The sequence below is a fragment of the Pseudomonas sp. TH43 genome, assembly GCF_016650635.1.
Classification (GTDB): domain Bacteria; phylum Pseudomonadota; class Gammaproteobacteria; order Pseudomonadales; family Pseudomonadaceae; genus Aquipseudomonas.
On sequence record NZ_JAEKFI010000004.1, the window covers coordinates 1,086,144 to 1,108,246 of the forward strand.

Annotated in this window: 17 protein-coding genes; 5 read left to right on the top strand and 12 right to left on the bottom strand. The window is 59.4% G+C overall.

Annotated features, from left to right (window positions below):
• Window positions 1-92 precede the first annotated feature (92 nt).
• From JFT81_RS21345 to JFT81_RS21395, 11 genes are all read right to left on the bottom strand, one after another.
• On the bottom strand, window positions 93-1,337 hold the full coding sequence (locus JFT81_RS21345) for a metallophosphoesterase (RefSeq protein WP_201228889.1): 1,245 nt from the start codon (window positions 1,335-1,337) through the stop codon (window positions 93-95).
• Window positions 1,338-1,362: 25 nt separating this feature from the next.
• Window positions 1,363-3,231, bottom strand: a complete 1,869-nt coding sequence (locus JFT81_RS21350; RefSeq protein ID WP_201228891.1) for a hypothetical protein — start codon at window positions 3,229-3,231, stop codon at window positions 1,363-1,365.
• Window positions 3,232-3,439: 208 nt separating this feature from the next.
• A complete protein-coding gene (locus JFT81_RS21355; protein ID WP_201228892.1) occupies window positions 3,440-6,892 on the bottom strand; it encodes a GMC oxidoreductase in 3,453 nt (1,150 codons plus the stop codon).
• Window positions 6,893-7,400: 508 nt separating this feature from the next.
• Complete coding sequence (locus JFT81_RS21360) at window positions 7,401-7,679, bottom strand: hypothetical protein (RefSeq protein ID WP_201228893.1); 279 nt, start codon at window positions 7,677-7,679, stop codon at window positions 7,401-7,403.
• Window positions 7,680-8,306: a hypothetical protein gene (locus tag JFT81_RS21365; RefSeq protein WP_201228894.1), complete on the bottom strand. Its 627-nt coding sequence runs from the start codon at window positions 8,304-8,306 to the stop codon at window positions 7,680-7,682. It abuts the gene before it with no gap.
• A gap of 1,256 nt (window positions 8,307-9,562) precedes the next feature.
• Window positions 9,563-10,333: an electron transfer flavoprotein subunit beta gene (locus tag JFT81_RS21370; protein ID WP_201228895.1), complete on the bottom strand. Its 771-nt coding sequence runs from the start codon at window positions 10,331-10,333 to the stop codon at window positions 9,563-9,565.
• Window positions 10,334-10,342: 9 nt separating this feature from the next.
• Window positions 10,343-11,563 (bottom strand): electron transfer flavoprotein subunit alpha/FixB family protein, encoded by a 1,221-nt coding sequence (locus tag JFT81_RS21375; protein WP_201228896.1) that lies wholly within the window; start codon window positions 11,561-11,563, stop codon window positions 10,343-10,345.
• Window positions 11,563-13,512, bottom strand: coding sequence for a dimethylglycine demethylation protein DgcB (dgcB, locus tag JFT81_RS21380; protein ID WP_201228897.1), 1,950 nt, complete (start codon window positions 13,510-13,512; stop codon window positions 11,563-11,565). Before dgcB ends, JFT81_RS21375 begins: the two co-directional genes overlap by 1 nt.
• Window positions 13,513-13,665: 153 nt before the next feature.
• A complete protein-coding gene (dgcA, locus tag JFT81_RS21385) occupies window positions 13,666-15,726 on the bottom strand; it encodes a dimethylglycine demethylation protein DgcA (RefSeq protein WP_201228899.1) in 2,061 nt (686 codons plus the stop codon).
• Window positions 15,727-15,741: 15 nt separating this feature from the next.
• Window positions 15,742-16,272 (bottom strand): DUF5943 domain-containing protein, encoded by a 531-nt coding sequence (locus JFT81_RS21390; protein ID WP_201149178.1) that lies wholly within the window; start codon window positions 16,270-16,272, stop codon window positions 15,742-15,744.
• A gap of 107 nt (window positions 16,273-16,379) precedes the next feature.
• The gene (locus JFT81_RS21395) at window positions 16,380-17,357 is read right to left on the bottom strand and encodes a dipeptidase (RefSeq protein WP_194935229.1); all 978 of its coding nucleotides are present in this window, start codon (window positions 17,355-17,357) and stop codon (window positions 16,380-16,382) included.
• Between the two features lie 234 nt (window positions 17,358-17,591).
• Between JFT81_RS21395 and JFT81_RS21400 the strand changes: the two genes are divergently transcribed.
• From JFT81_RS21400 to JFT81_RS21410, 3 genes are all read left to right on the top strand, one after another.
• Window positions 17,592-17,993: a lysozyme inhibitor LprI family protein gene (locus tag JFT81_RS21400; protein WP_134176127.1), complete on the top strand. Its 402-nt coding sequence runs from the start codon at window positions 17,592-17,594 to the stop codon at window positions 17,991-17,993.
• Between the two features lie 102 nt (window positions 17,994-18,095).
• Window positions 18,096-18,419 carry a helix-turn-helix transcriptional regulator gene (locus tag JFT81_RS21405; RefSeq protein WP_201228901.1) on the top strand — a complete coding sequence of 108 codons (324 nt, stop codon included), beginning with the start codon at window positions 18,096-18,098 and terminating at the stop codon, window positions 18,417-18,419.
• Between the two features lie 28 nt (window positions 18,420-18,447).
• The gene (locus JFT81_RS21410; RefSeq protein ID WP_103304488.1) at window positions 18,448-18,864 is read left to right on the top strand and encodes a DUF3010 family protein; all 417 of its coding nucleotides are present in this window, start codon (window positions 18,448-18,450) and stop codon (window positions 18,862-18,864) included.
• Window positions 18,865-18,980: 116 nt separating this feature from the next.
• On the opposite strand, the gene JFT81_RS21415 is transcribed toward JFT81_RS21410, so the two are convergent.
• Window positions 18,981-19,925, bottom strand: a complete 945-nt coding sequence (locus JFT81_RS21415; RefSeq protein ID WP_201228903.1) for a GlxA family transcriptional regulator — start codon at window positions 19,923-19,925, stop codon at window positions 18,981-18,983.
• A gap of 191 nt (window positions 19,926-20,116) precedes the next feature.
• On the opposite strand from JFT81_RS21415, the gene JFT81_RS21420 reads away from it, so the two are divergent.
• Both JFT81_RS21420 and JFT81_RS21425 read left to right on the top strand, forming a co-directional pair.
• A complete protein-coding gene (locus JFT81_RS21420) occupies window positions 20,117-21,061 on the top strand; it encodes a choline ABC transporter substrate-binding protein (RefSeq protein ID WP_201228905.1) in 945 nt (314 codons plus the stop codon).
• Between the two features lie 118 nt (window positions 21,062-21,179).
• On the top strand, window positions 21,180-22,067 hold the full coding sequence (locus JFT81_RS21425) for a 3-keto-5-aminohexanoate cleavage protein (protein WP_201228906.1): 888 nt from the start codon (window positions 21,180-21,182) through the stop codon (window positions 22,065-22,067).
• Window positions 22,068-22,103 lie beyond the last annotated feature (36 nt).

The window sequence follows — 22,103 nt, forward strand, 5'->3', positions numbered from 1 at the left end:
AAAGCTTCGCGAGCAGGCTCGCTCCCACAATTGGAATGCGTTCCACCTGTGGGAGCGAGCCTGCTCGCGAAGAGGCCGGGCCGGTCACCGCCTCATTTGGATGACCACCTCACACTGCCATCCTCACCAATAAACTCTTCAAAAATATCCTCCCCCACCAAGCGGATTTTCGCGTACCCGTTCAACACCCGATCCGGATACGCCGGGTCCTTCGCACTCTGCGTCTCCGACCACAACACCCGCGAATGCCCATCGAGCTCGCTGGCATTGCCATACGGAATCGCCCCGTGCCCCGCACAGCGCGCATGCAAACCGCCCTGCGTTGCGTAGACAATGCCGTTGTGCAAATGCCCCCAATACCAGTAATCCGGCTCACGCCCCAGCGCATCGCACACCGGTTGATACAGTGCAGTCTTGTTGTGCCCGGAAATATCGAAGCCCTGATGATGGCTGAGCACCATGATTTTCTTGCGCTTCGGCAGGCCCTTCATCCACACGATCTGCGGTTCGTTCAACGTACCGTCCATGTACAGGTTCATCGCATCCGAGGCGTACGCCGAATCCAGTCCGACCACCAGCCAGTCATCGTTGATCAACGCAAAGTAACTGGTGCCCTGCTGCCCCGGAAAACGCTTGGCCAGTTCCTTGAAATAGCCGTGGGCGCCGCTGTACATCTCATGGTTGGAATTGAGCGTGAATGAACCGTGGCTGCCCATCGGCCAGCCGACCATGTCGACGTCTTCCTGCGAGTGGCTACCGGCGTAATACACATCGCCCAAATGAATGGTGAAATCGGCCTGGGCCAGTTGCATCTGATTGGCCACCGACACCGCCGGCGCATGGCTGTCGAACGGTCCGGTGCCCCAGTCGCCGGCAATTGCCAGGGTCACGTCGCGATCCATCTGCACCACGGCGGGGTCGGTGCCGAAGGTCGCGTGATGACGCAGGTTTTCGATCCACTTGAGCAAGGCCTCGCTCCACAGCAGATCGAGCAGTTCCCACTTGCGACAACCGAGCAGGCTGCCGTCCTTGAGTACGCGGGTTTGCAGTTGATCGGATGATTGCGGTAACGGCATGGCGTTGCCGATGCGCAAGATCGACAAGCCGTGGGACAACTCCCACGGCACTGCCGGTTCGTCGCCCGGCAACTCGCCATTTTTCAGAACGTACTGCGCCTGGTCATGACCGCGCTGCAACAGCTTGATGATCGCCTGAAACTCCTGCGGTTCCAGCTCGCTGATGAGCTTCATCCAGGCCATTTCCATGCGCGTGAACAAGCCGTGAATGCGCACTTTTACCTTGTCGTACTCGTGTTCCCAATGACTGACCAGTGACATGGCGTAATCCTCTCTCCGTAGGGGTTCACAGGGTTTTCATGAATTCGATCAACGCGCGTTTGTCGTCGTCCGACAGCGTCGTGCCATACAGGTGACCACTGTTGTGATTACCCTCCAGCCGCGTGTCGTACTTGAAGTCCGCCGAGGCCTTGGCCTGCGCGCCGCTGGTGACGAATCCGACGTTGACCGGGTCGTAGATGTCGGAGCCGGTGATGAACACCTGCGGGCGTTTTTCCGGCGGTTGCAGCAAGTCCCACAGGGTTGGCACCGAACCGTTGTGCAAGTACGGCGCGCGCAGCCAGATGCCGTCGGTCGGCGTGTTGCTGTAGCTCTGGGTCTTGCGATAGGCGCCGAAGTCGAACGGCGGTTTCTTGAAGCTGTGGAATGCCGCCACCAGCCCTGTGGTGAACGAGTCCAGCCGATGCGGATCGGTGCCGAGCTGGTCGATGTTGGTAGTGACCTGTCCGGTATCCGCCCGACCGAAGTCATGACAACCGGCGCAGTTCGTTTCCCAGATCGGTTTGCCCTGCGCGACTTTCGCCTGATCCAGCGCCCACGGCCACGCCGGCGCCTTGTGCCCGAGCAGCCAGTTGGTCACACGGTTGAAGCTTGGAGGCAGCACCGATTCAGGTGTCGCGCCCACCGCCATCGCGGCGGCGTAGTTGCGTTCGTGGATCTTGTTGTTATTGCCGTCCCAGTGCAGGTACATCGATTCCCGCGGTTTCTGGTTCCACACTTGTGGCAGGTCGACGGTGCCAATGGTCGAGTCATCCGGGAAGCCGAACACGACCATTTTTGTCGGGTTGAAGGTGTCGGTGCGTCCCGGCCCTTGTTGCGGCCGCAGCTTCTGCCAGGCGTAGGCCTGTTTCTGCTTGAGCAAAGCGCTTTTCGCCATCGGCATGATCAGGTAGCGGTTGTAGATCTTTTCGAAGAAACCCAACTGGAACTTGGCGTTGATCGCCGTCATCACCGCATCGGTGGTGAATTTCGGATCGCTGGCGCAATCGTAGGCGAACCATTGGAAGGCTTGCAGTTGCAGGGTGTTGGCCGGTGCACTGGGCACGTTGACGGCAACATCACTGGCGTTCGCCCGGTAGGAGCCGGTGTGGCACAGCGCACAGTTGGGCTCGACGGTCGGGTAGCCAATCTGCCGTTTGGCCATACCGATCGGCAGGTCCTTGCCGTTCTCGAAGAGAAAGCCGAAGACTTCCCAACCCCCGGGCTTGGGCATTTTCTCCGGGCACATCTGCGGCAACACGGCGAACAGGTAATACGGGATACGCGCTTCGATACCGAGGCCAATGGCGGCGTACTTGTAGTGGTCTTCGTCGGAGGCGTATTCCTGCTCAGGAACGACACGAAGCATCTGATACCAGGTTTCGTAACCGATGAAACCGAGCACCGCGACCACCACCAGCGTGCCGACCTTGAAGGCGTGACTCTGCCATTGCCGCTGCCACGCCGCGCGCCATTCGCGCCAGCCATTACAGAGCAGCGCCCATGGCCGGATCTCGGGCGTGGTGCCGAGGTACAGCAAAATACCGAGGATCAGAAAGAAGCTCAGATCACCCATCAGCATCGGTACGAACACCGAACCCTGAATGCTGGTGTTGATCAGGTAAATCCAGAAGATCACGGCGATCAACCGCGTCAGCACGCACAGCCAGGAATGCACCACATAACGCGGCGCGTTGAAGCCCGACGGCATGTAAAACACGCTGATACCGACCAGCAGCATCCCGGCGTTTTCCAGCCATGGGTCGGAGAGTTGCGGCGGCAGCCCGACGACCGATGTCAGCAATCCCGGCGCGAACAGCGCGGGGATGGCGAACACCATGTTCATCGCAATGCCTATCCAGATGAAGCGTTGAAACCAGCGGATGTAGGTGTCCATATCATCCATTTCCTTCTAATCACCAACCTGCAATTCCTCCCGTGGCGAGGGGATTTATCCCCGTTCGGCTGCGCAGCAGTCGCAAAACACCACTTACGGTTTTTCCAGATGCACCGCATTGGCTGGTTTTGGGGCCGCTTCGCGACCCAACGGGGATAAATCCCCTCACCACAGGGGATCTCCTCAGCACGAAGTTCAGTAACGCCTGTCAGCCCAGGGCGGTTTTCTCCAGGTGCTCAAGGATGATCGGGTAGACATCGACCACCGCGTTCTTGCCGAACATGCAGTCGATGTGGCCGTAGCCTGGCACTACATGCCGGCTGTAGCGCTCCGGCCCGTGGGCTTCGCAGACTCGCTGGTAGGTCTTCAGAGTGCTTTCCGGCAGATAGCACTGGTTGTCGGCGCCGCTGATAAAGCAGATCGGCATGCTCAGCCGATCAAAGTGCGGCATGTACACATCGTTGCCTTTGAAATCCACCAGATGCCCTTTGCGCACGATCAGCGCCAGATGCTCGAAAGTCTCGATGTTCGACTCGCCGAACAACTCATGCAGATTGTCGTGCAGGGTTTCGTTGAGGGTGTCGTGGCGATACAACGAGGCGTACATGAAGGTGATGCGGTGGCACACCGGGTTGGTGCAATAGCCTTGCGCTTCGATCCGCGCGTAGCCGTTGAGGGCTTTGTCGTACAGTTTGTTGAACCAGTTTTCCTTGCTGTCGGCGTATGCGGTCATCGATTTGATGCCGATGGCATCGAGCATCCCCGGCAGGTGCAGCCCGGCCTTCAATCCGGTGGCGGTGGCAACCACCGTATCCGCTGCAATCTGCGAGCAGACCACCGAACGCACGCCCTGCAAACCGGCGAGCAGCGACATGAAGAACGTCGTCGCGCCGTAGCAATGCACCACGCACTGCACGTCTTTCGCCTGAGTTTCCTGCTGAATCTGCGCGATGGCGGCCTTGAAGTCGTACTGAGCGATCTGGTCGCCGTTCCACTCCTTCTTGCTCGCCGGCAGCAGAATGCTCACGCGAAAATCCAGCAGCCAGACGTCGTAATCGTGCTTGCACAGGTATTCGAGCAGATTGGTCTGGATGGTGTCGGTGGAGAAGATATTCGAACCGACGCCCAAGCCGTGCACGAGCATCACCGGACCTTTACTGCCGGCCTGATAACGAGTCAGGCGCAGTTCTACGCCGTCCTCGGTGGGAAAGAAATGCACCGCCGGGGTTGGCGCATCCAGCGGCCGTTTCAGCCGTGGCGGCGCGTCGGGGTTGAAGTAGATATCGCCGGCAAACACCCCGCCGTAACTTTCCCAGAGGATTCCGGCGAAAAACTTGCCGAAGCGCGCCAGCCCTTCGATGCGCTCACGTTCGTTACGCGCATTGAGCACTTTCATGGTGGTCATCTGCTTGGCGAAATCGGTCGGATGAATGTGCATTACCCCCGAGCCGATGACCTCGCCAGACTTGTCCGGCCCGCGATACAGCGTCACGTACAAAGTGCTGGTGTCGTGCCAGATGTTCAGCACGCCGTCGTCTTCCGGCACGGTTTTGAAGGCGCTGAAAAAGTAGTCGTTGCCGTCCTCGGCGGTCAGTTTCATGTCGTATTTCATGTGGCGCGTATCAACCTGCTGCTCGAATTGTTCGAACAGGTTGAACACGCCGTTGCTGGCGGTCAGCGGTTGTGGCGACAGCGCCGGGGCGTTCACCGTGCCGACGATGGTTGCGGCGTGCTCCGGCTCTTTGATCATGCGGTTGAGGTCGTTGGCGGTAATGGTCAGGGTGAAATCGATCGGCGAGTTGTCCGCCTCGCCGCGCTTGGCCGCCGCTTCGTAGACCTTCAGATCAGTGCTTTGCGCCGCAGTGAAAGCGCGGGAGAAATAGCCCTTCATGGTTTCGGTGAACTGCACGCCGAGGGTCGGCGGTGCCACCGGTTTGCGTGGCGCCGACGGTAGCGTGTAGTCGATCTCCCAGCCCCGGTCGGCGGCGAGCAGGCCCATGTTGCGCTCGCTCACGGCAGAGATTGTCAGCAGCGGATTGACCGCCAGCGACGTCGGAATCACCGCGCCGTCGGTCACGTAAAGATTGGCGTAGACATCGGTGCCGGCAGCGCCACTGAACACCTGGCCCTTGTGATTGACCACGCCTTGCGCGGCGTCTTCACCCATCACGCAACCGCCTAACGGATGCACGGAGACGATGCTGTGCTTGAGCAGCTTGGTCCAGATCGGATTCTCAACCCACACGCCGCCGAGCGCCTTGGTGCTCTGGTGCAGGCGATCATTGCCGAGCTTGAAATTCTCCTGCTCGCCGACACCCGGCCAGTCGATGCGCAACTGATCCTTGCCATCCAGCACCATGCGCCCTTGGCCGCTGTCGTGGCTCATGATCAGGTAGGTCTGCATGTTGTGCAGCGCGCCGTAATACGGGCCGCGCAGAAAGCTTTCCGCTTCGCGTTCCTTGTATTTCACTTTGCCGCTGAAACTGTCGTCGCTGGCTACGCCGATCATTTCGGCGAATCCGGCCATGCTCGGCACCATCGGCCGGCCGAGCGCGCCAGGGATCGAGCCTTCTTCAATAACCATGCGGCTACGCCAATCACCTTCGGTGCGCATGTCGATCACCGAAGTGATGCATGGCCCGACCGGGTGCAGCTCCTTGGCCGGGTGCGCGCCGAAACCGATACCGTTGATGGTCTGCTCGCAGTTGTGACCGAAGCCGAGAATGTCGCCGTTGCCGCTCATGTTCTCGCCGAGCTGACCGGACATCACCAGGCCTTTGTCCCGTGAACGCAGGAGAATTTCGGTGGAGCCGAGGGTGCCGGCGGAGACCACGACGATGTCGGCTTTGACAAACAAGGTCGGCGCCGAGAACAGTTCGCGACCACTGTCCAGGGTCTGGAAGTGCACGATCCAGCCGTCGCCGTCGCGCTCCAGATGCCGCACTTCGGCCTGACAGAAAATCTCCGCGCCGTGGTTCCAGGCGTCCGGCAGATAGTTCATCAACGTGGTGTTCTTGGCCTTGTTGTTACAGCCCGACACGCAGTCGCCGCACTGATTGCACGGCAGTTGCTCGACGCCGACATGGTTGAGGTTGTTCGGCAGTTTGTCGAAGTTCACGTTGATCGGCGGTTTGTAGAAATGCGCGCCTTGCTTGAGGTAATCCGCGGACTTCTTGTTGGCATCGAGCTTGGGCAGGTTGGGTGCAGTGTTCGGGTAGGGATTGGGTTTGAGCATCTCCCGAGCGCGGGCGTAACCGTCCTTGAGCAACGTGTCGCGATGCTCACGCACGGCTTGCGGCCAGCGTGGGTCGTCAAACACGCCTGGCTCAGGTTCCAGGGCGACGTTGGCATTGATCAGCGACGTACCGCCGAGGCCACAACCGACCACGACATTCTGCTGGGCGTTGACGTGCAGATCGAACAACCCGGTCCGCGAACCGATATGGCCGTCGGGATCGTGCACCTGCAACTCTTCAGTCGCGGCAATCATGGTGTTGGGGTATTCGCCGGGCTGAATCTCTCGGCCGCGCTCCAGCAAACACACACGTTTGCCGGCCCGGGACAGGCGCGAGGCAGCAATGCCGCCGCCATAACCGGAGCCAATGACGATGATGTCGTAATGTTCCTTGATCTCGCTGATGGGCGTTGCGATGCGTGTCATGAGACTGATCCTTTCTCAGGCTGATGGGGCAACTCTGCGGTTGCCTGCAATCAATGGGCGAACGAGCACCTGGCCTCCGGGGCAAACCCGGCGACAGCACAGCGGTTGGGGCAAGACTTACGCGCTACAGACGAGCGTGTTGATTGGCCGCACGACGTAACGTGCGCTTGCGTGGCGAGGGGGTTGGGCGATGTCGGCGGCTATCCATCATGCGTTCTCCCAGAACCAGATGTGGATAAGTGACGGCTGTCCTTGTGCCATTGCAGTGAAGACAGCGCAGGAATCGAAGTCAAGGCAACCACTTAGAACTGTATGAAATCTGACCAATTACTGTTTGGACTATGTGCAGCGGGGCTTGCGAGGTTTGGCGAACAAGTTATCCACACCTCCATCCACCGCTTCTGGGGACAACGTGCAGTAATTCGACAATCAGTGCGGCATCACGCTGAAAAAAAACCGATACCCTGCGCAACCGGGCATCGGTTTCAACACTCCAGGGTTCGTCTGGTTACCAGTTCCAAGAGCCTATAATGCTCTGCGCCACCGAATAAATGCGGTTTATATCGGTAGTGCCGGGCGGCCTTTTATAATCCGGATCGATTGTTTTTAATAACTCGTCGTATAAACTAACGATCCGCTCTTCAGTCCGTTTCTTATCGCGCTGCCGAAGACCATCCAGTTTCGCTCTATTATCTTCAAGCGCCCGGTTTTCTTCGAGATTGAATGCGCGACACCACTCACCTTCAATAGGATTAATGAACGGCGGCGGACCGATCGGCCTATTCATTCAGGAGAACCAGCCGGTAATCCAGCTGACCACCGAATTGAAAGTACTGGTGATTTTTTCCCAGACATTTTTCAGCCAGTTAAGAATATTCTTGCCTACTTCAACAAAGAAGTCGGTGATCTTGTCCAGAACCGCATTGAACAATCCACCAAAGGTTTCCATGAAGCCGACCACCGCATCGCCGCTCTGTGGAAATTTATCTATCTGCGCGATGGCCTCATCGTACATTTTGTCGATACGTTTATTGGCCGATTCCTGATCCCGTTTGCGCAGTTCCTCAAGCTTTTTCTTGTAATCCGAGGTATCGGTCGATCCTGAATTCTCAAAGGCCTCCGTGGCCTTGGTCAGTTCAGTCTGCGACTGATCCGCCTGCCCTTCCCCGGTTTCACGCGCTTTGGGCTCAAGGTACTTCACTGCAGGATCATTGGAGCTGCTGCTGACGTACAGGCTGCGCAAATGAATCTGCTGCAAATGCGGCGACGCCATCAGCACACCACGGGCCGTACCCGCGGAACGCTGTTTGGCATGCGTGCGCATTTCATTCAGCAGTTCGACGTACGCCCCTTTGGACGGTGCAACCGCTGCGGCTGCAACGGACTTTACATCTGACTTGGCTGCTTTAGACATTTCCATAACTCCTTGTAGTTGGGTTTAACAGATCGCCATATAGCCGAGCACGCACGAACAACCTGAACCGGCTCGCCTTTCTTTCCCGACACTTCGCACATCGGCAGTTAATATCAAATGCCAGATACGCGACATCGCGCTATTGAATTAGCGGCAATCAAGCAGAAAACGTTTTATGGACAACGTTATTAATGGCTCAGCGTGAAAACATTCCATTGCATGACTCCTGCACAGAGGCACGAGAAACCTGTTGAACAACCTTGTTCATTTCATCGCGAAGAAGATTAAAGTCGGCAAACAAAATAATGTCAAACAGCCAGATATACCCAAAGGAACCTGAACTTATTTATATTCGCTATATGAGAAAGTGCGCTGCCTGACTTCGCTCAAAGGCATAAGTGCGGAAAAGCCTCACACCGACAACTGCTCAAAAATCAACCAGTCACTGCTAAAGCCTTGTCTATGGGGGCTTGCAACGTTGCATGAACAATTTATCCACAAGGCAACCCACAGCAATCGTGAACAACCTGGCCATTGGCCGAATTCTTATTGAATAAACACAAGAAAAACCGTGACTTATCAAGAATCATGGTTTTCCAGACTGTTTGGCTGTTTTTTAACCTGTTGCTTGAGAGCCACGGTTTACATGGGCTACGGAGGATGGCGAACACGTTATCCACAGAAGCACCAACAGAGATCGGGGGTAACTTTACAGGCGCTGTGGAAAAACGCTGGAGACCTTGAGTAATCGGGGGTTTGCGCAGGGATTATGATTCGAAACCGGCGAATTGATCAGTTTTTAACCGAAACCCTGCAGACCACGTTTTATAAGGCCCGCAGCGGATAGCAAACATCTTATCCACAGAAGCGCCAACAGAGATTGGGGGCAACTTGTTCACTTATTCAGGAGAAAAAGCCCTGAAAATCCGTGACTTAGGCTGGTTGTTTTTTGATCGGAGGGCTGCAGGGCTTGATTGGCGTGGGGTGCAGGGATGGGCGAACACGTTATCCACAGATCCGCCAACAGGGATTGTGGATAAACAGCCTACCCCTCATCGGAACGCCGCCCGCCCAGCCTTCTCCCGAGGGAAAGGGAGCCGACCGAATCGCCTATTCAAGCTCCACCAACCTGAACGAACACAGTGATTTCAGGCTTGGCCAAACCAAGGTCACCGCGCAATCGCAGGTCGATGTAATTAGCCCATACAACTCAGTCAGTCCCCTCTCCCTTGGGAGAGGGCTAGGGTGAGGGGCTTTCAGCGGACCACGCCTTCTTCGATCAGCAGCTTGAGAATCGCTTCAGCGCCAGCTTGTGGGGTGACGCCTTTGAGCATTTGTCCACCGCCGCCACTGGCTTTGGCGGTGGCGGCTTTCATGCGGTCAGCGCCGCTTTTGGCCTTGATCACTTTCAGGCGTTTGGGCCGTGGCTTGGCCGCCTGCAACGTGGCGACGGCCAGCAGTTCATCGTCCAGCACTTCGACGTCATCGGCATTCAACACCCCACGGCGCGCCGGGCCATAAGCGCTCTGCCGAGGTTTCGGCGCGGCGTTATCCACAGTCGCGAGAAACGGCAGCTTCACCTTCAACCGTCGCCGCTGCCCACGGGGCAAAGCTTGTAGTACCAGCGCCGAACCGTCACTGATCGACTCGACTTGTGCCAGCCCCACCACCAATGGCCAGCCCAATCCCTCAGCCAGCAAAAACGGCAACATCCCCGAACCTTCACCGGTTTCCGCCTGACTGCCAGTCAAAACAACCTGCGCCCCCGCATCCCGCAGATACGCGGTCAGCGCCGGCAATGCATCGGCACCCGCCGGTTGTTCCAGCACATGCATCTGTTCCAGGCCCATACCGAGATAAGCGCGCAGCGCCGGTTCCGCGACATCGCCGGCATGCAGCACTTGCAGGTTATCCCCAGCCAGTTGCAGACCAAGCTCCACGGCGCGGGCATCCTGGTCGGCGCGGCGTGGCCTGCCGGAAGTCGGGTGGGCGCCGATTGAAACCAGACTGATAATCTTCGTGTTCATAGCGTTTCCTTAAGCCGCATCGCGCTTGGCGTCGTTGCGGTAAGCCGCGACCGCGTCGATCAACGCTTGCAGAATTTCCGCGCTCTCGCCGATCACCGACAAATCGGCACGCTTGATCATGTCGCAACCCGGATCGAGATTGATCGCCACCACCTTGTCGCAAGCGCCAATGCCTTGCAGGTGCTGGATCGCCCCGGAGATACCCACCGCGACATACACCCGCGCCGTAACCCAGGTGCCGGACGCACCGACCTGGCGATCACGCGCCATAAAGCCATCGTCGACGGCGACCCGCGACGCGCCTTCGGTAGCACCGAGCGCCGCCGCCGTTTCGTGGAACAGCTGCCAGTCCTTGACGCCGTTACCACCGGAGAAAATGAATTCGGCTTCGGCCATCGGAATTGCCGCCGGGTCCACCGCTACCGCGCCGAGATCCTCGATTCGCGACAGGCTGCGCACCACGCTTGTGGATAACTCCACCGGCAGTGCTTCATGACGGGTTTCGCTGACCGGCTCGGCACATTCCGCTGCCGCCAGAATCAATCGCGCCAGTGGACGCGCGAGGTCTTGCAGCCCGGCACCGGCGCGGCCGATGCACGCTTGATCCTTGACCTGCCAGACCCGCGTCGCCGGGCGCTCGCCCAATGCCGCAGCAAAGCGTCGACCGAGTTCACCGCCACCGCTGCGACTGTCCGGCAGCAGCCAGTGACGCGGGTTGAACTGGTTATCCACAGCGCGCAAACCCTGCACGCGCTGCTCCGGTGCATAACCACTGAATTCCTCGCCCTCCAGCACCAGCAAGCGGTCGACACCTGCGGTGGCGAAAGCGCTTTCCTTGTGCTCGCCAAACACCACTGCCAACACCGCGCCGTCCTGGCCGGCGAGCTGATGGGCGAGGCCAAGCAAGTCACGGTCATGGCTGCTCAAGCGGCCACCGACCATGTCCGGCACCACGCTGATGTAGAACGCCGGGGCCGGCACTTGATGCAGCGGCAATGGCACTTCCACGGCAGCCGAACGTTTGACCGCCCCGCCCTGTTGCGCGCCGCTGCGGTCGATACGCTTGAGGCCGTTGGGACCGATAAAGCCGATGCCGTGCGGATTCTTGCGAATGACGCCGTTGGGCCCCATCCAGCTGTGTTGCGCCGGTTGCATCGCCGCGTGCAGTGGATGCAGGCGGTTGCGCGCAATCCATTCGGCGCGCGGGTCGCGGCGGATAATGTCGCTCATCAGTGGGCCTCCGCAGGTTCACGTTTGGCCGGCGTAGTCGGCTTGCCTGGCGCGACGTCTTCGAGCAGCGCGTCAGCGACAAGCTCGGCGATGTCTTTGATCAGCGGACGCGGTTCGACCACGCCTTCGAGCATCGCCGTGCACTGTGGACAACCTACGGCCACCAGTTCGGCGCCGGTCTCGCGGATGTCTTCCATGCGCATGTCGGGGATCCGTTGTTTGCCCGGAATGTCGGTGATCGGCGCCCCGCCACCGCCGCCGCAGCAGCGCGAGCGGAAGCCGGAACGTTGCATCTCTTTGACTTCGATACCGAGCGCCCGCAGCACTTCGCGCGGTGCTTCGTACTCACCGTTGTAGCGACCGAGATAGCACGGATCGTGATAGGTCACGCTGTTGCCTTTGTGCTGACCGAGGTTGAGCGCGCCGGCTTGAATGATTTCCGCCATGTAGGTGCTGTGGTGCTGCACCAGGTAGTTACCGTCGAAGGCGCCGTACTCGTTTTTCAGCACATGGAAACTGTGCGGATCGCAGGTGACGATGCGGTTGAAGCTGTATTTGGCCAGGGTCTGGATGTTGCGTTTGGCGAGCAACTGGAAGGTCGCTTCGTCGCCCAATCGCCGGGCTACATCGCCGCTGTCACGCTCTTCCAGACCGAGCACGGCAAAGTCGATTTTCGCTGCTTTCAGCACTTTGACGAACGCACGCAAGGTGCGCTGGTTGCGCATGTCGAAGGCACCGTCGCCGACCCAGAACAGCACATCGGTGGATTTCTTTTCGCTGAGCAGATTGAGGTTCAAGTCCGCCGCCCAGTTCATCCGCCCGCCGGGTGCGAAACCGCCGGGGTTGTCGGTGGCGATCAGGTTTTCGAGGACTTCGGCACCCTTGTTTGGCGTCGCGCCTCTTTCGAGGGTCAAGTGACGGCGCATGTCGACGATGGCGTCGACGTGCTCGATCATCATCGGGCATTCCTCGACGCAGGCCCGGCAGGTGGTGCACGACCACAGGGTTTCGGCGTCGACCAGACCGTTGACGATCGGTTGATGCGGATTGCCCGAGTGTTCGCCTACAGGCTTGCCCGGATAAGGACTGCCGGCAAACTTGGCGTCAGTGCCACCGGCAAGACCGACGACCATGTCCTGAATCAGCTTTTTCGGATTCAGCGGCTGGCCGGCAGCGAACGCCGGGCATGCTGCTTCGCACTTGCCGCACTGCACGCAGGCGTCGAAACCGAGCAATTGATTCCAGGTGAAATCCTTGGGTTTTTCCACGCCCAGTGGCGCTGACGGATCATTGAGGTCCAAGGGCTTCAAACCGGTGGAACGACCGCCGCCAAAACGTTCGGCGCGACGGTGCCAGGCCAGGTGCAAGGCGCCGGCGAAGGCGTGTTTCATCGGCCCGCCCCAGGTCATGCCAAAAAACAGTTCCGACACGCCCCACAGCACACCAATCCCGAGGATGACCGCGAGCAGCCAACCGCCGAAGTTCTCCGGGAGGATTCCGGCCACCGGCAATGTCAGCAGAAAGAACGACGCCGAGAACGCCAGCAGGCTTTTCGGCAGGCGCATCCACGGGCCTTTCGACAGTCGTGCCGGCGGGTTGTGCCGACGCAGATAAACGAAGATCGCGCCGACGAACATCACTGCCGTCATCAGCAGTAATGCGTAGCCGAGAATGCGGTTATGCAGGCCGAAACCGTGTACCAGAATCGCCAGCACAATCGACGCCACCGCACCGCCGGCCGTGGCCACGTGGGTGTTGGCGATGTATTTGTCCCGCGCGACGACATGGTGCAAATCGACCATGTAACGCTTGGGCATGGCGAACAGGCCGCCGATCAGATCGACCTTCGAGGCCCGGCCCCGACGCCACATGGCCACCCGCCGCAACGCACCGAGGACGCCAAGGCCCAGGGCTGCGAACAACAGGATTGGAAGAAGGGTGTTCAACATGGTGAAGCTCCCACCAGTACAACCTGGAGAAACACGATCCGCTTTACTGTGGGAGCGAGCCTGCTCGCGAAAGCGGGGGGTCAATCGACATCATCGTCGACTGACAGATTGCATTCGCGAGCAGGCTCGCTCCCACAGGGTTTTGCGCAAGTTTTAGAAATCCTTGCAGAGCCGCAGGGCGTCATAAATCGCGGCGTGGGTGTTGCGTTGCGCCACGCAGTCGCCGATGCGGAACAGCAAGTAGCCGTCGCCCGTCTCGCTCAGCGACGGTTGCGGCTGGATCGCGAACAACGCTTCGACGTCGATCTGACCCTTGTTGCGCGAACCCTCTTTAAGCGCGTAGTAGATTTCCTCATCCGGACGCACGCCGTTTTCCACCACCACTTGATCGACCACCCGCTCCTCTTTGGCGCCGGTGTATTCGTTCTCCAGCACCGCGACCAGCTTGTCGCCTTCGCGGTAGACCTTCTCCAGCATCATGTCGCCGGTCATGATCACTTCTTTCGGGTACATGCTGCGGTAGTAGGTCGGGAACGACGTACCGCCGATGGCCACGCCCGGTTTGATGTCGTCAGTGACGATCTCGACCTGGCTGCCCTTGTCGGCGAGGAAGTCAGCCACCGACATGCCGGTGAACTCGCAAATGGTGTCGTAGACCAGCACGTTCTTGCCCGGCGCGACCTTGCCGTCGAGCACGTCCCAACTGCTGACCACCAGCCCTTCGGCAGCGCCCCAGTGCTCGTTCTGCTCCAGGTACGGATGACCGCCGACTGCCAGCACTACCACGTCCGGACGCAAGTCCATGATGGTCTCGGCATCGGCCGCTATGCCCAGACGCAAATCGACTTTCAGCCGCGCCAGCTCCAACTGGAACCAGCGAGTAATACCGGCGATCTGGTCACGCTGCGGCGCTTTCGACGCCGTCGTGATCTGCCCACCGATGAATTCTTTCTTCTCGAACAGGGTCACGTCATGGCCACGTTCGGCGGCGACGCGGGCCGCTTCCATCCCGGCAGGGCCGGCGCCGACGATCACCACTTTGCGTTTGACGCCTGTGGACTTCTCGATGATGTGCGGCACGCCCATGTATTCACGGGAGGTCGCGGCGTTCTGGATGCACAGCACGTCGAGACCTTGATACTGGCGGTCGATGCAGTAGTTGGCGCCAACGCACTGTTTGATCTGGTCGATCTGGCCCATCTTGATCTTGGCGATCAGGTGCGGGTCGGCGATGTGCGCGCGAGTCATGCCGACCATGTCGACATAACCGCCTTCAAGGATGCGCGTGGCCTGGTTCGGGTCCTTGATGTTCTGTGCGTGCAGCACCGGCACCTTGACCACTTCCTTGATCCCGGCCGCCAAATGAAGAAACGGCTCCGGTGGATAACTCATGTTCGGAATCACGTTGGCCAGGGTGTTGTGAGTGTCGCAACCCGAACCGACAACGCCGATGAAATCGAGCATGCCCGTGTCGTCGTAATACTTGGCGATCTGCTTCATGTCCTCGTGGGACAAGCCGTCCGGGTGGAACTCGTCACCGCAGAGACGCATGCCCACGCAGAAGTCGTCACCGACCTCGGCGCGCACAGCCTTCAGCACTTCCAGACCGAACTTCATCCGGCCTTCGAAGGTGCCGCCCCATTCGTCAGTACGTTTGTTGACCCGCGGGCTCCAGAACTGGTCGATCATGTGCTGGTGCACCGCCGACAGTTCAACGCCGTCGAGGCCCCCAGCCTTGGCCCGACGCGCAGCCTGGGCGTAGTTGCCGATCACCCGCCAGATTTCTTCCGGCTCGATGGTTTTGCAGGTGGCGCGGTGCACCGGTTCACGGATGCCCGAGGGCGACATCAGGGTCGGCCAGTGGAAACCGTCCCAACGCGAACGCCGGCCCATGTGGGTAATCTGAATCATGATCTTGGCGCCGTGCTTGTGCATGGCGTCGGCGAGATTCTGGAAGTGCGGGATGATCCGGTCGGTCGACAGGTTGACCGAACTCCACCATTGCTGCGGGCTGTCGATGGCGACCACGGAGGAGCCGCCACAGATCGCAAGGCCGATGCCGCCCTTGGCTTTCTCTTCGTAATATTTGACGTAGCGCTCGGTGGTCATGCCACCGTCAGTCGCATAGACCTCGGCGTGCGCGGTGCTGAGCACGCGGTTGCGGATGGTCAGTTTGCCGATCTGGATCGGCTGGAACATTGCTTCGAAAGCCATGGCGGGTTCCTCGACTTACAACGGCTTGACGGTGAACAGCCCGTCGTCGTGGCCTTCTTCAGAGCCACCGTAGACTTGCTCGGCAACCGTGCGAATCTTGCTGCCGCGTGCCTCAAGAATCTGATCCATGGCACCGGCAAACCAGCCGGTGAACATGTAGTCGACCTTGCGCCCGACCTTGCCGTAGACGTAGACGAACGCCGAGTGTTCGAGCTTGACGCTGGCCGTGCCTTTGTCGAGGTCGATGTCCTGAATCTTGAACAGGCCCCAGCCGCGTTGCGATAGGCGCTTCATGTAGTGTTCGAACACCGCGACGCCTTCCAGGCCGTGGCATTCGGCTTCTTTCTCGCACCAGTGCCAGGCGGATTTGTAGCCGGCCTTGTAGAGAATGTCGGCGTAGGCCTCGGCGCCCAAAACCTCTTCGATGCCCATGTGGTTGTTGACGAAGAAATGCCGCGGTACGTAGAGCATCGGCAGGGCGTCAGAGGTCCAGACACCGGTCTCGCTGTCGACTTCGATTGGCAATTGCGGGGCGATCTTGGCCATGGAAACTTAACTCCAGAAAAATTTGTGGATTCAGTGGTGACCGCTGCCCTCACCCCAGCCCTCTCCCACAGGAGAGGGGGCAGTTCGGCGGCGGTCTTGAGTCAGCGTTACTCGCCCCAAACGTCCTTGAGGACGTTGACCCAGTTTTCGCCCATGATCTTGCGCACTACGCGCTCAGAGTGGCCGCGCTTGAGCAGGGTTTCGGTCAGGTTCGGGAACTCGCCGACGGTGCGGATACCCAGCGGGTTGATGATCTTGCCGAAGCTGGTCAGACGGCGGGCGTAGCCCTTGTCGTGGGTCAGGTATTCGAAGAAGTCCTGACCGTGACCCTGGGTGAAGTCGGTGCCGATACCGATCGAATCTTCGCCAACGATATTCATCACGTATTCGATGGCTTCGGCGTAGTCGTCGATGGTCGAATCGATGCCTTTGGCGAGGAACGGCGCGAACATGGTCACGCCGACAAAACCGCCGTGATCGGCAATGAACTTCAGCTCTTCATCGGACTTGTTGCGCGGGTGTTCTTTCAGGCCCGACGGCAGGCAGTGGGAGTAGCAGACCGGTTTTTTCGATTCGAGGATGACTTCTTCGGAAGTCTTGGAACCGACGTGGGACAGGTCGCACATGACGCCGACGCGGTTCATCTCGGCAACGATCTCGCGACCGAAACCCGACAGGCCACCGTCACGTTCGTAGCAACCGGTGCCAACCAGATTCTGGGTGTTGTAGCACATCTGCACGATGCCAACGCCGAGCTGCTTGAACACCTCGACATAGCCGATCTGGTCTTCAAACGCGTGGGCATTCTGGAAGCCGAAAAGGATGCCGGTCTTGCCCTGCTCTTTGGCGCGACGGATGTCAGCGGTGGTGCGCACGGGCATCACCAGGTCGCTGTTTTCGCGGATCAGCTTCTGGCTGGCAGCGATGTTGTTCACGGTCGCCTGAAAGCCTTCCCACACCGACACAGTGCAGTTGGCCGCCGTCAGACCGCCCTTGCGCATGTCTTCGAACAGCTCACGGTTCCATTTGGCAATGATCAGACCGTCGATAACGATGCTGTCGGCGTGTAATTCGGCTGGGCTCATCAGGCGTCCCCTTATTGGCGATTCATGCGCCGAATCGTCTGCCGGCGCTTTGGGGCCAGCATATGCCTCGGTGCCGGGGCGACCGGGTGCAAAAACGACAGGGGAATTGCCGAAAGCGTCAATCCGCGACAAAGCATCGCCAAGCGGCCCGACCGGCCACCTGTTCAAGCCGCCAAGCTTGAGCCAGAATCTCCCGCATCTTGGATACACCACTGGATTAGAGCGGCGACATCAATGAAATCGATCTTCCTGGCCTTGGCCCTGCTTGCGACCGGCGTACACGCCGCCGAAGAGTCCGACAACAACCCGTGCGACGCGGTCGAAAACGACGTCCAGACCCTGGAATGCTCGACCTACAGCCGCACCACCGCCGAAGACCTGCTCAAGGACAACTACGCCAGCCTGAACGAACGCATGCAGACGGCGTACGGCAAAAACGCCACGCAATTGGCGGACATCACCGCCAAACTCAAAACTGCTCAGCAGCAGTGGCTGAAGACGCGGGATGCGGATTGCGCGGTTGAGGCATTCCCGGCGACAGCGGGGAGCAAGGCATTTACCATTGCGCAGAATGATTGCGTGGCGCGGATGAGTGATGAGCGGTCGGAGTTTTTGGAGTCGATTGGGCAGGAGTGATCCTGATTACTCGCAACATGCCGTCAAACGTTGCTGGTTGGTCTCGCGAGAAATATAAGCAAAGATCCTCGAATCTTATAAAAGACTTATATTTCTCCGAACATGAAATTGTCCAAAGACCTCCAAATCATCAACGACGCCGAGGGCAAACCGGCCTTCGTGGTCATTCCCTATGCGCAGTACGTTGCGCAAAAAATGCAACCTGACCTGATTCCCCATGAGGTGGTCAGCCGTATGGTCGACGGGGCGACACCGATCCGTGCCTGGCGCGAGCACCTGAATCTGACACAGGAAGAAGTGGCGAAGCGCCTAGGTATTTCACAGCCGGCGTTCGCTCAACAGGAAACGGTTGCCAAACCACGCAAGGCCACTCGCGAGAAAATTGCAGCAGCGTTCGGCATCACGGCTAATCAACTTGAGCTGTAAACCGCCCTCTCCATTCAAAGGATTTCCCATGAACATCTGCGGCATCGAAATCAAAGGCAGCGAAGCGATCATCGCCGTGGCCGCTCTCGACGGTTCGACCCTGAGTCACGTTGCCCTCAGCACCAAGAAAATCGCCCTCGACGATGACGACGAGGCGGCTAACGTCAAGCGCTTCGCCGCGCAGGTCGCGTCGTTTGTGCGCGAGAACTCGATTGATCGGATTGCGATCAAGAAGCGCAGCAAGAAGGGTGAGTTTGCCGGTGGGCCGACGACGTTCAAGATTGAGGGTGTGTTTCAGTTGCTGGATGGGTGCGAGGTGACGTTGTTGTCGCCGCAGACGATCAATGCGCAGGCGAAGAAGCATAATTTCGAGCTGCCCGGGACCCTGAACAAGTATCAGCATGAGGCGTACAAAGCGGCGTGTTCGGCGTTGGTGAAGAAGTAACCCGATCAAACTGTAGGAGTGAGCCTGCTCGCGATAGCGGTGTATCAGTCAACAAAGATGTTGAATGTGATGCCGCTATCGCGAGCAGGCTCACTCCTACAAGGGATCCGTGTGTTTCAGGCTTGGGCGGTGCGCCGGTCTTCGCGGGGGCAGCGGGCGAAGCGCGCGCGGTAGCTGCGGGTGAAGTACGACGGCGATTCAAAGCCGCAGGCGATGCTGACTTCGAGCACGCTCATGTCGGTCTGGCGCAGTAGCTGTCGGGCCTTTTCCAGGCGCAGACGCAGGTAGAAATTGCTCGGCGTGTCGTTCAGGTGCAGCCGAAACAGGCGCTCCAGTTGCCGCCGCGTCACCTTGATCGATTCCGCCAATTGCAGCGTGGTCAGCGGCGGTTCGCTGTGTTGTTCCATCTCGCCGATCACCTGCACCAGTTTCTTGTTATTGATCCCGTAGCGCGTGGCAACTTCCATGCGTTGGTGGTCTTTGCGCGGGCGAATCCTCCCCAACACAAACTGCTCGCTGACCTGAATCGCCAGTTGCGGGCCATGGGCCTGGGCGATCAGATCGAGCATTAAATCGATGGAGGCCGTGCCACCGGCCGAGGTGATGCGCCGACGGTCGATCTCGAACAGCTCCTGAGTGACGCTGAGCTGTGGATAAGATTCCTTGAACGCGTCGATAGCTTCCCAGTGCAGGGTCAGGCGATGGCCATCGAGCAGGCCTGCTTCGGCGAGGACGAAGCTGCCGGTGTCGATGGCGCCGAGGGTCACGCCGTCGACGTCCAGTCGGCGCAGCCAATGCGCCAGCGTTGGCGTGGCAAATTTCAGCGGCTCAAACCCGGCCACCACCAACAACGTCGCACCTTTCTTCAACGGTTCCAGCGCGGCGTCGGCGTTGACCGACATGCCATTGCTCGCCAGCACCGCCCCACCATCGGCACTGAGCACATGCCAGCGATACAACTCGCCGCGAAAGCGGTTGGCCACACGCAACGGTTCAATGGCAGAAATAAAGCCGATGGCGGAGAACCCCGGCATCAGCAAGAAGTAAAAATCCTGGGACATGGGCGCACTCGGTTGGCGGGTAGCGTGAGATGTTGATACGCCAGTTGTCTTCGGCATTCAAGCGCGCAGGTCGCTACAGTGCAAATGCCAGTCGCCGCAGTGCGCTTTCACCGGCGCGTTGCTGCGTAACTTTGCATCACCGGCGCACCAGACACCGGAACTCACAATAACGACCTGCCGAGGAACCCGACATGAAACGACTGATCAGCAGCTGTGTTCTTGCACTCAGCGGTACCGCTTTCTTGAGCGCCAGCGTCATGGCGACCGAACCGGCAGCGTGCCAGAACGTGCGCATGGGCGTGGTCAACTGGACCGACGTGATCGCCACCAGTGCCATGACCCAGGTCCTGCTCGACGGCCTCGGCTACAACACCAAACAAACCAGCGCGTCCCAGCAAATCATCTTCGCCGGGATTCGCGATCAGCGCCTGGACCTGTTCCTCGGCTACTGGAACCCGCTGATGACCCAGACGATCACGCCGTTTGTCGACGCCAATCAGGTCAAAGTCCTTGAAGCACCAAGCCTGAAAGACGCCCGTGCGACCCTGGCGGTGCCGACTTACCTGGCCGACAAGGGCCTGAAAACCTTCGCCGACATCGCCAAATTCGAAAAAGAACTGGGCGGCAAGATCTACGGGATCGAGCCGGGCTCGGGCGCCAACACACAGATCAAGGCGATGATTGCCAAGAACCAGTTCGGCCTCGGCAAATTCCAACTGGTCGAGTCCAGCGAGGCCGGCATGCTCGCCGCCGTCGACCGCGCGGTACGCCGCAAAGAGGCCGTGGTGTTCTTCGGCTGGGCGCCGCACCCGATGAACGTCAACGTCAAGATGACCTATCTGACCGGCAGCGACGACGCCCTCGGTCCGAACGAAGGCATGGCCACCGTGTGGACTGTGACCGCACCGAAATACGCCGAGCAGTGCCCGAACGTTGGCCGTCTGCTGACCAACCTGACGTTCACCGCCGAAGACGAGAGCCGGATGATGCAGCCACTGCTCGACCACAAGGACGCCTTTGAGTCGGCCAAGCAATGGCTCAAGGATCACCCTGAAGACAAGCAGCGCTGGCTTGCCGGTGTCACCACATTCGACGGCAAACCGGCCGCTGAAAACCTCCAGCTGACCAGCAAATAACCCCCGATTGAACAGCCCCTCACCCTGACCCTCTCCCAGAGGAGAGGGAACTGAACGAAGCTTCGCAGCCCCGAAAAGGGCTGCGGACAGACCCATCACGCCTGAAGGAAACCGCACCATGAATCACGACGTCATCATCACCTGCGCACTCACCGGTGCTGGCGACACGACCGCCAAGAGCCCACACGTGCCGGTCACCCCGAAACAGATTGCAGCGGCTGCCGTCGAGGCGGCCAAGGCTGGCGCCACCGTCGTGCACTGCCACGTCCGTGATCCGCACACCGGCAAGTTCAGCCGTGACGTCGCGCTGTATCGCGAGGTGATGGAGCGCATCCGCGAGGCGGACGTCGACATCATCGTCAACCTCACCGCCGGCATGGGCGGCGACCTGGAAATCGGTGCCGGCGAGAACCCGATGGAATTCGGTCCGAACACCGATCTGGTCGGCCCGTTGACCCGCCTGGCCCACGTCGAGGCGCTGCTGCCGGAAATTTGCACACTGGATTGCGGCACGCTGAACTTCGGCGATGGCGACACCATTTATGTCTCTACTCCGGCGCAACTGCGTGCCGGCGCCAAGCGCATTACCGAGTTGGGTGTGAAAGCCGAGCTGGAGATTTTCGACACCGGCCACCTGTGGTTCGCCAAGCAGATGATCAAGGAAGGCCTGCTGGATAACCCGTTGTTCCAGTTGTGCCTGGGCATCCCGTGGGGCGCACCGGCCGACACCACCACCATGAAAGCCATGGTCGACAACTTGCCGGCGGATGCCGTGTGGGCCGGGTTCGGCATTGGCCGGATGCAGATGCCGATGGCTGCGCAAGCGGTGCTTCTCGGCGGCAACGTGCGGGTCGGACTGGAAGACAACCTGTGGCTGGACAAAGGTGTGTTGGCAACCAACGGCCAACTGGTCGAGCGCGCGACCGAGATCCTCAGTCGCCTCGGCGCCCGCGTGCTCACACCTGCTGAAGGCCGCAAGAAAATGGGCCTGACCCAGCGCGGTTAACCCTACATCTATTCCCTTTGGGAACCGCAATTATGG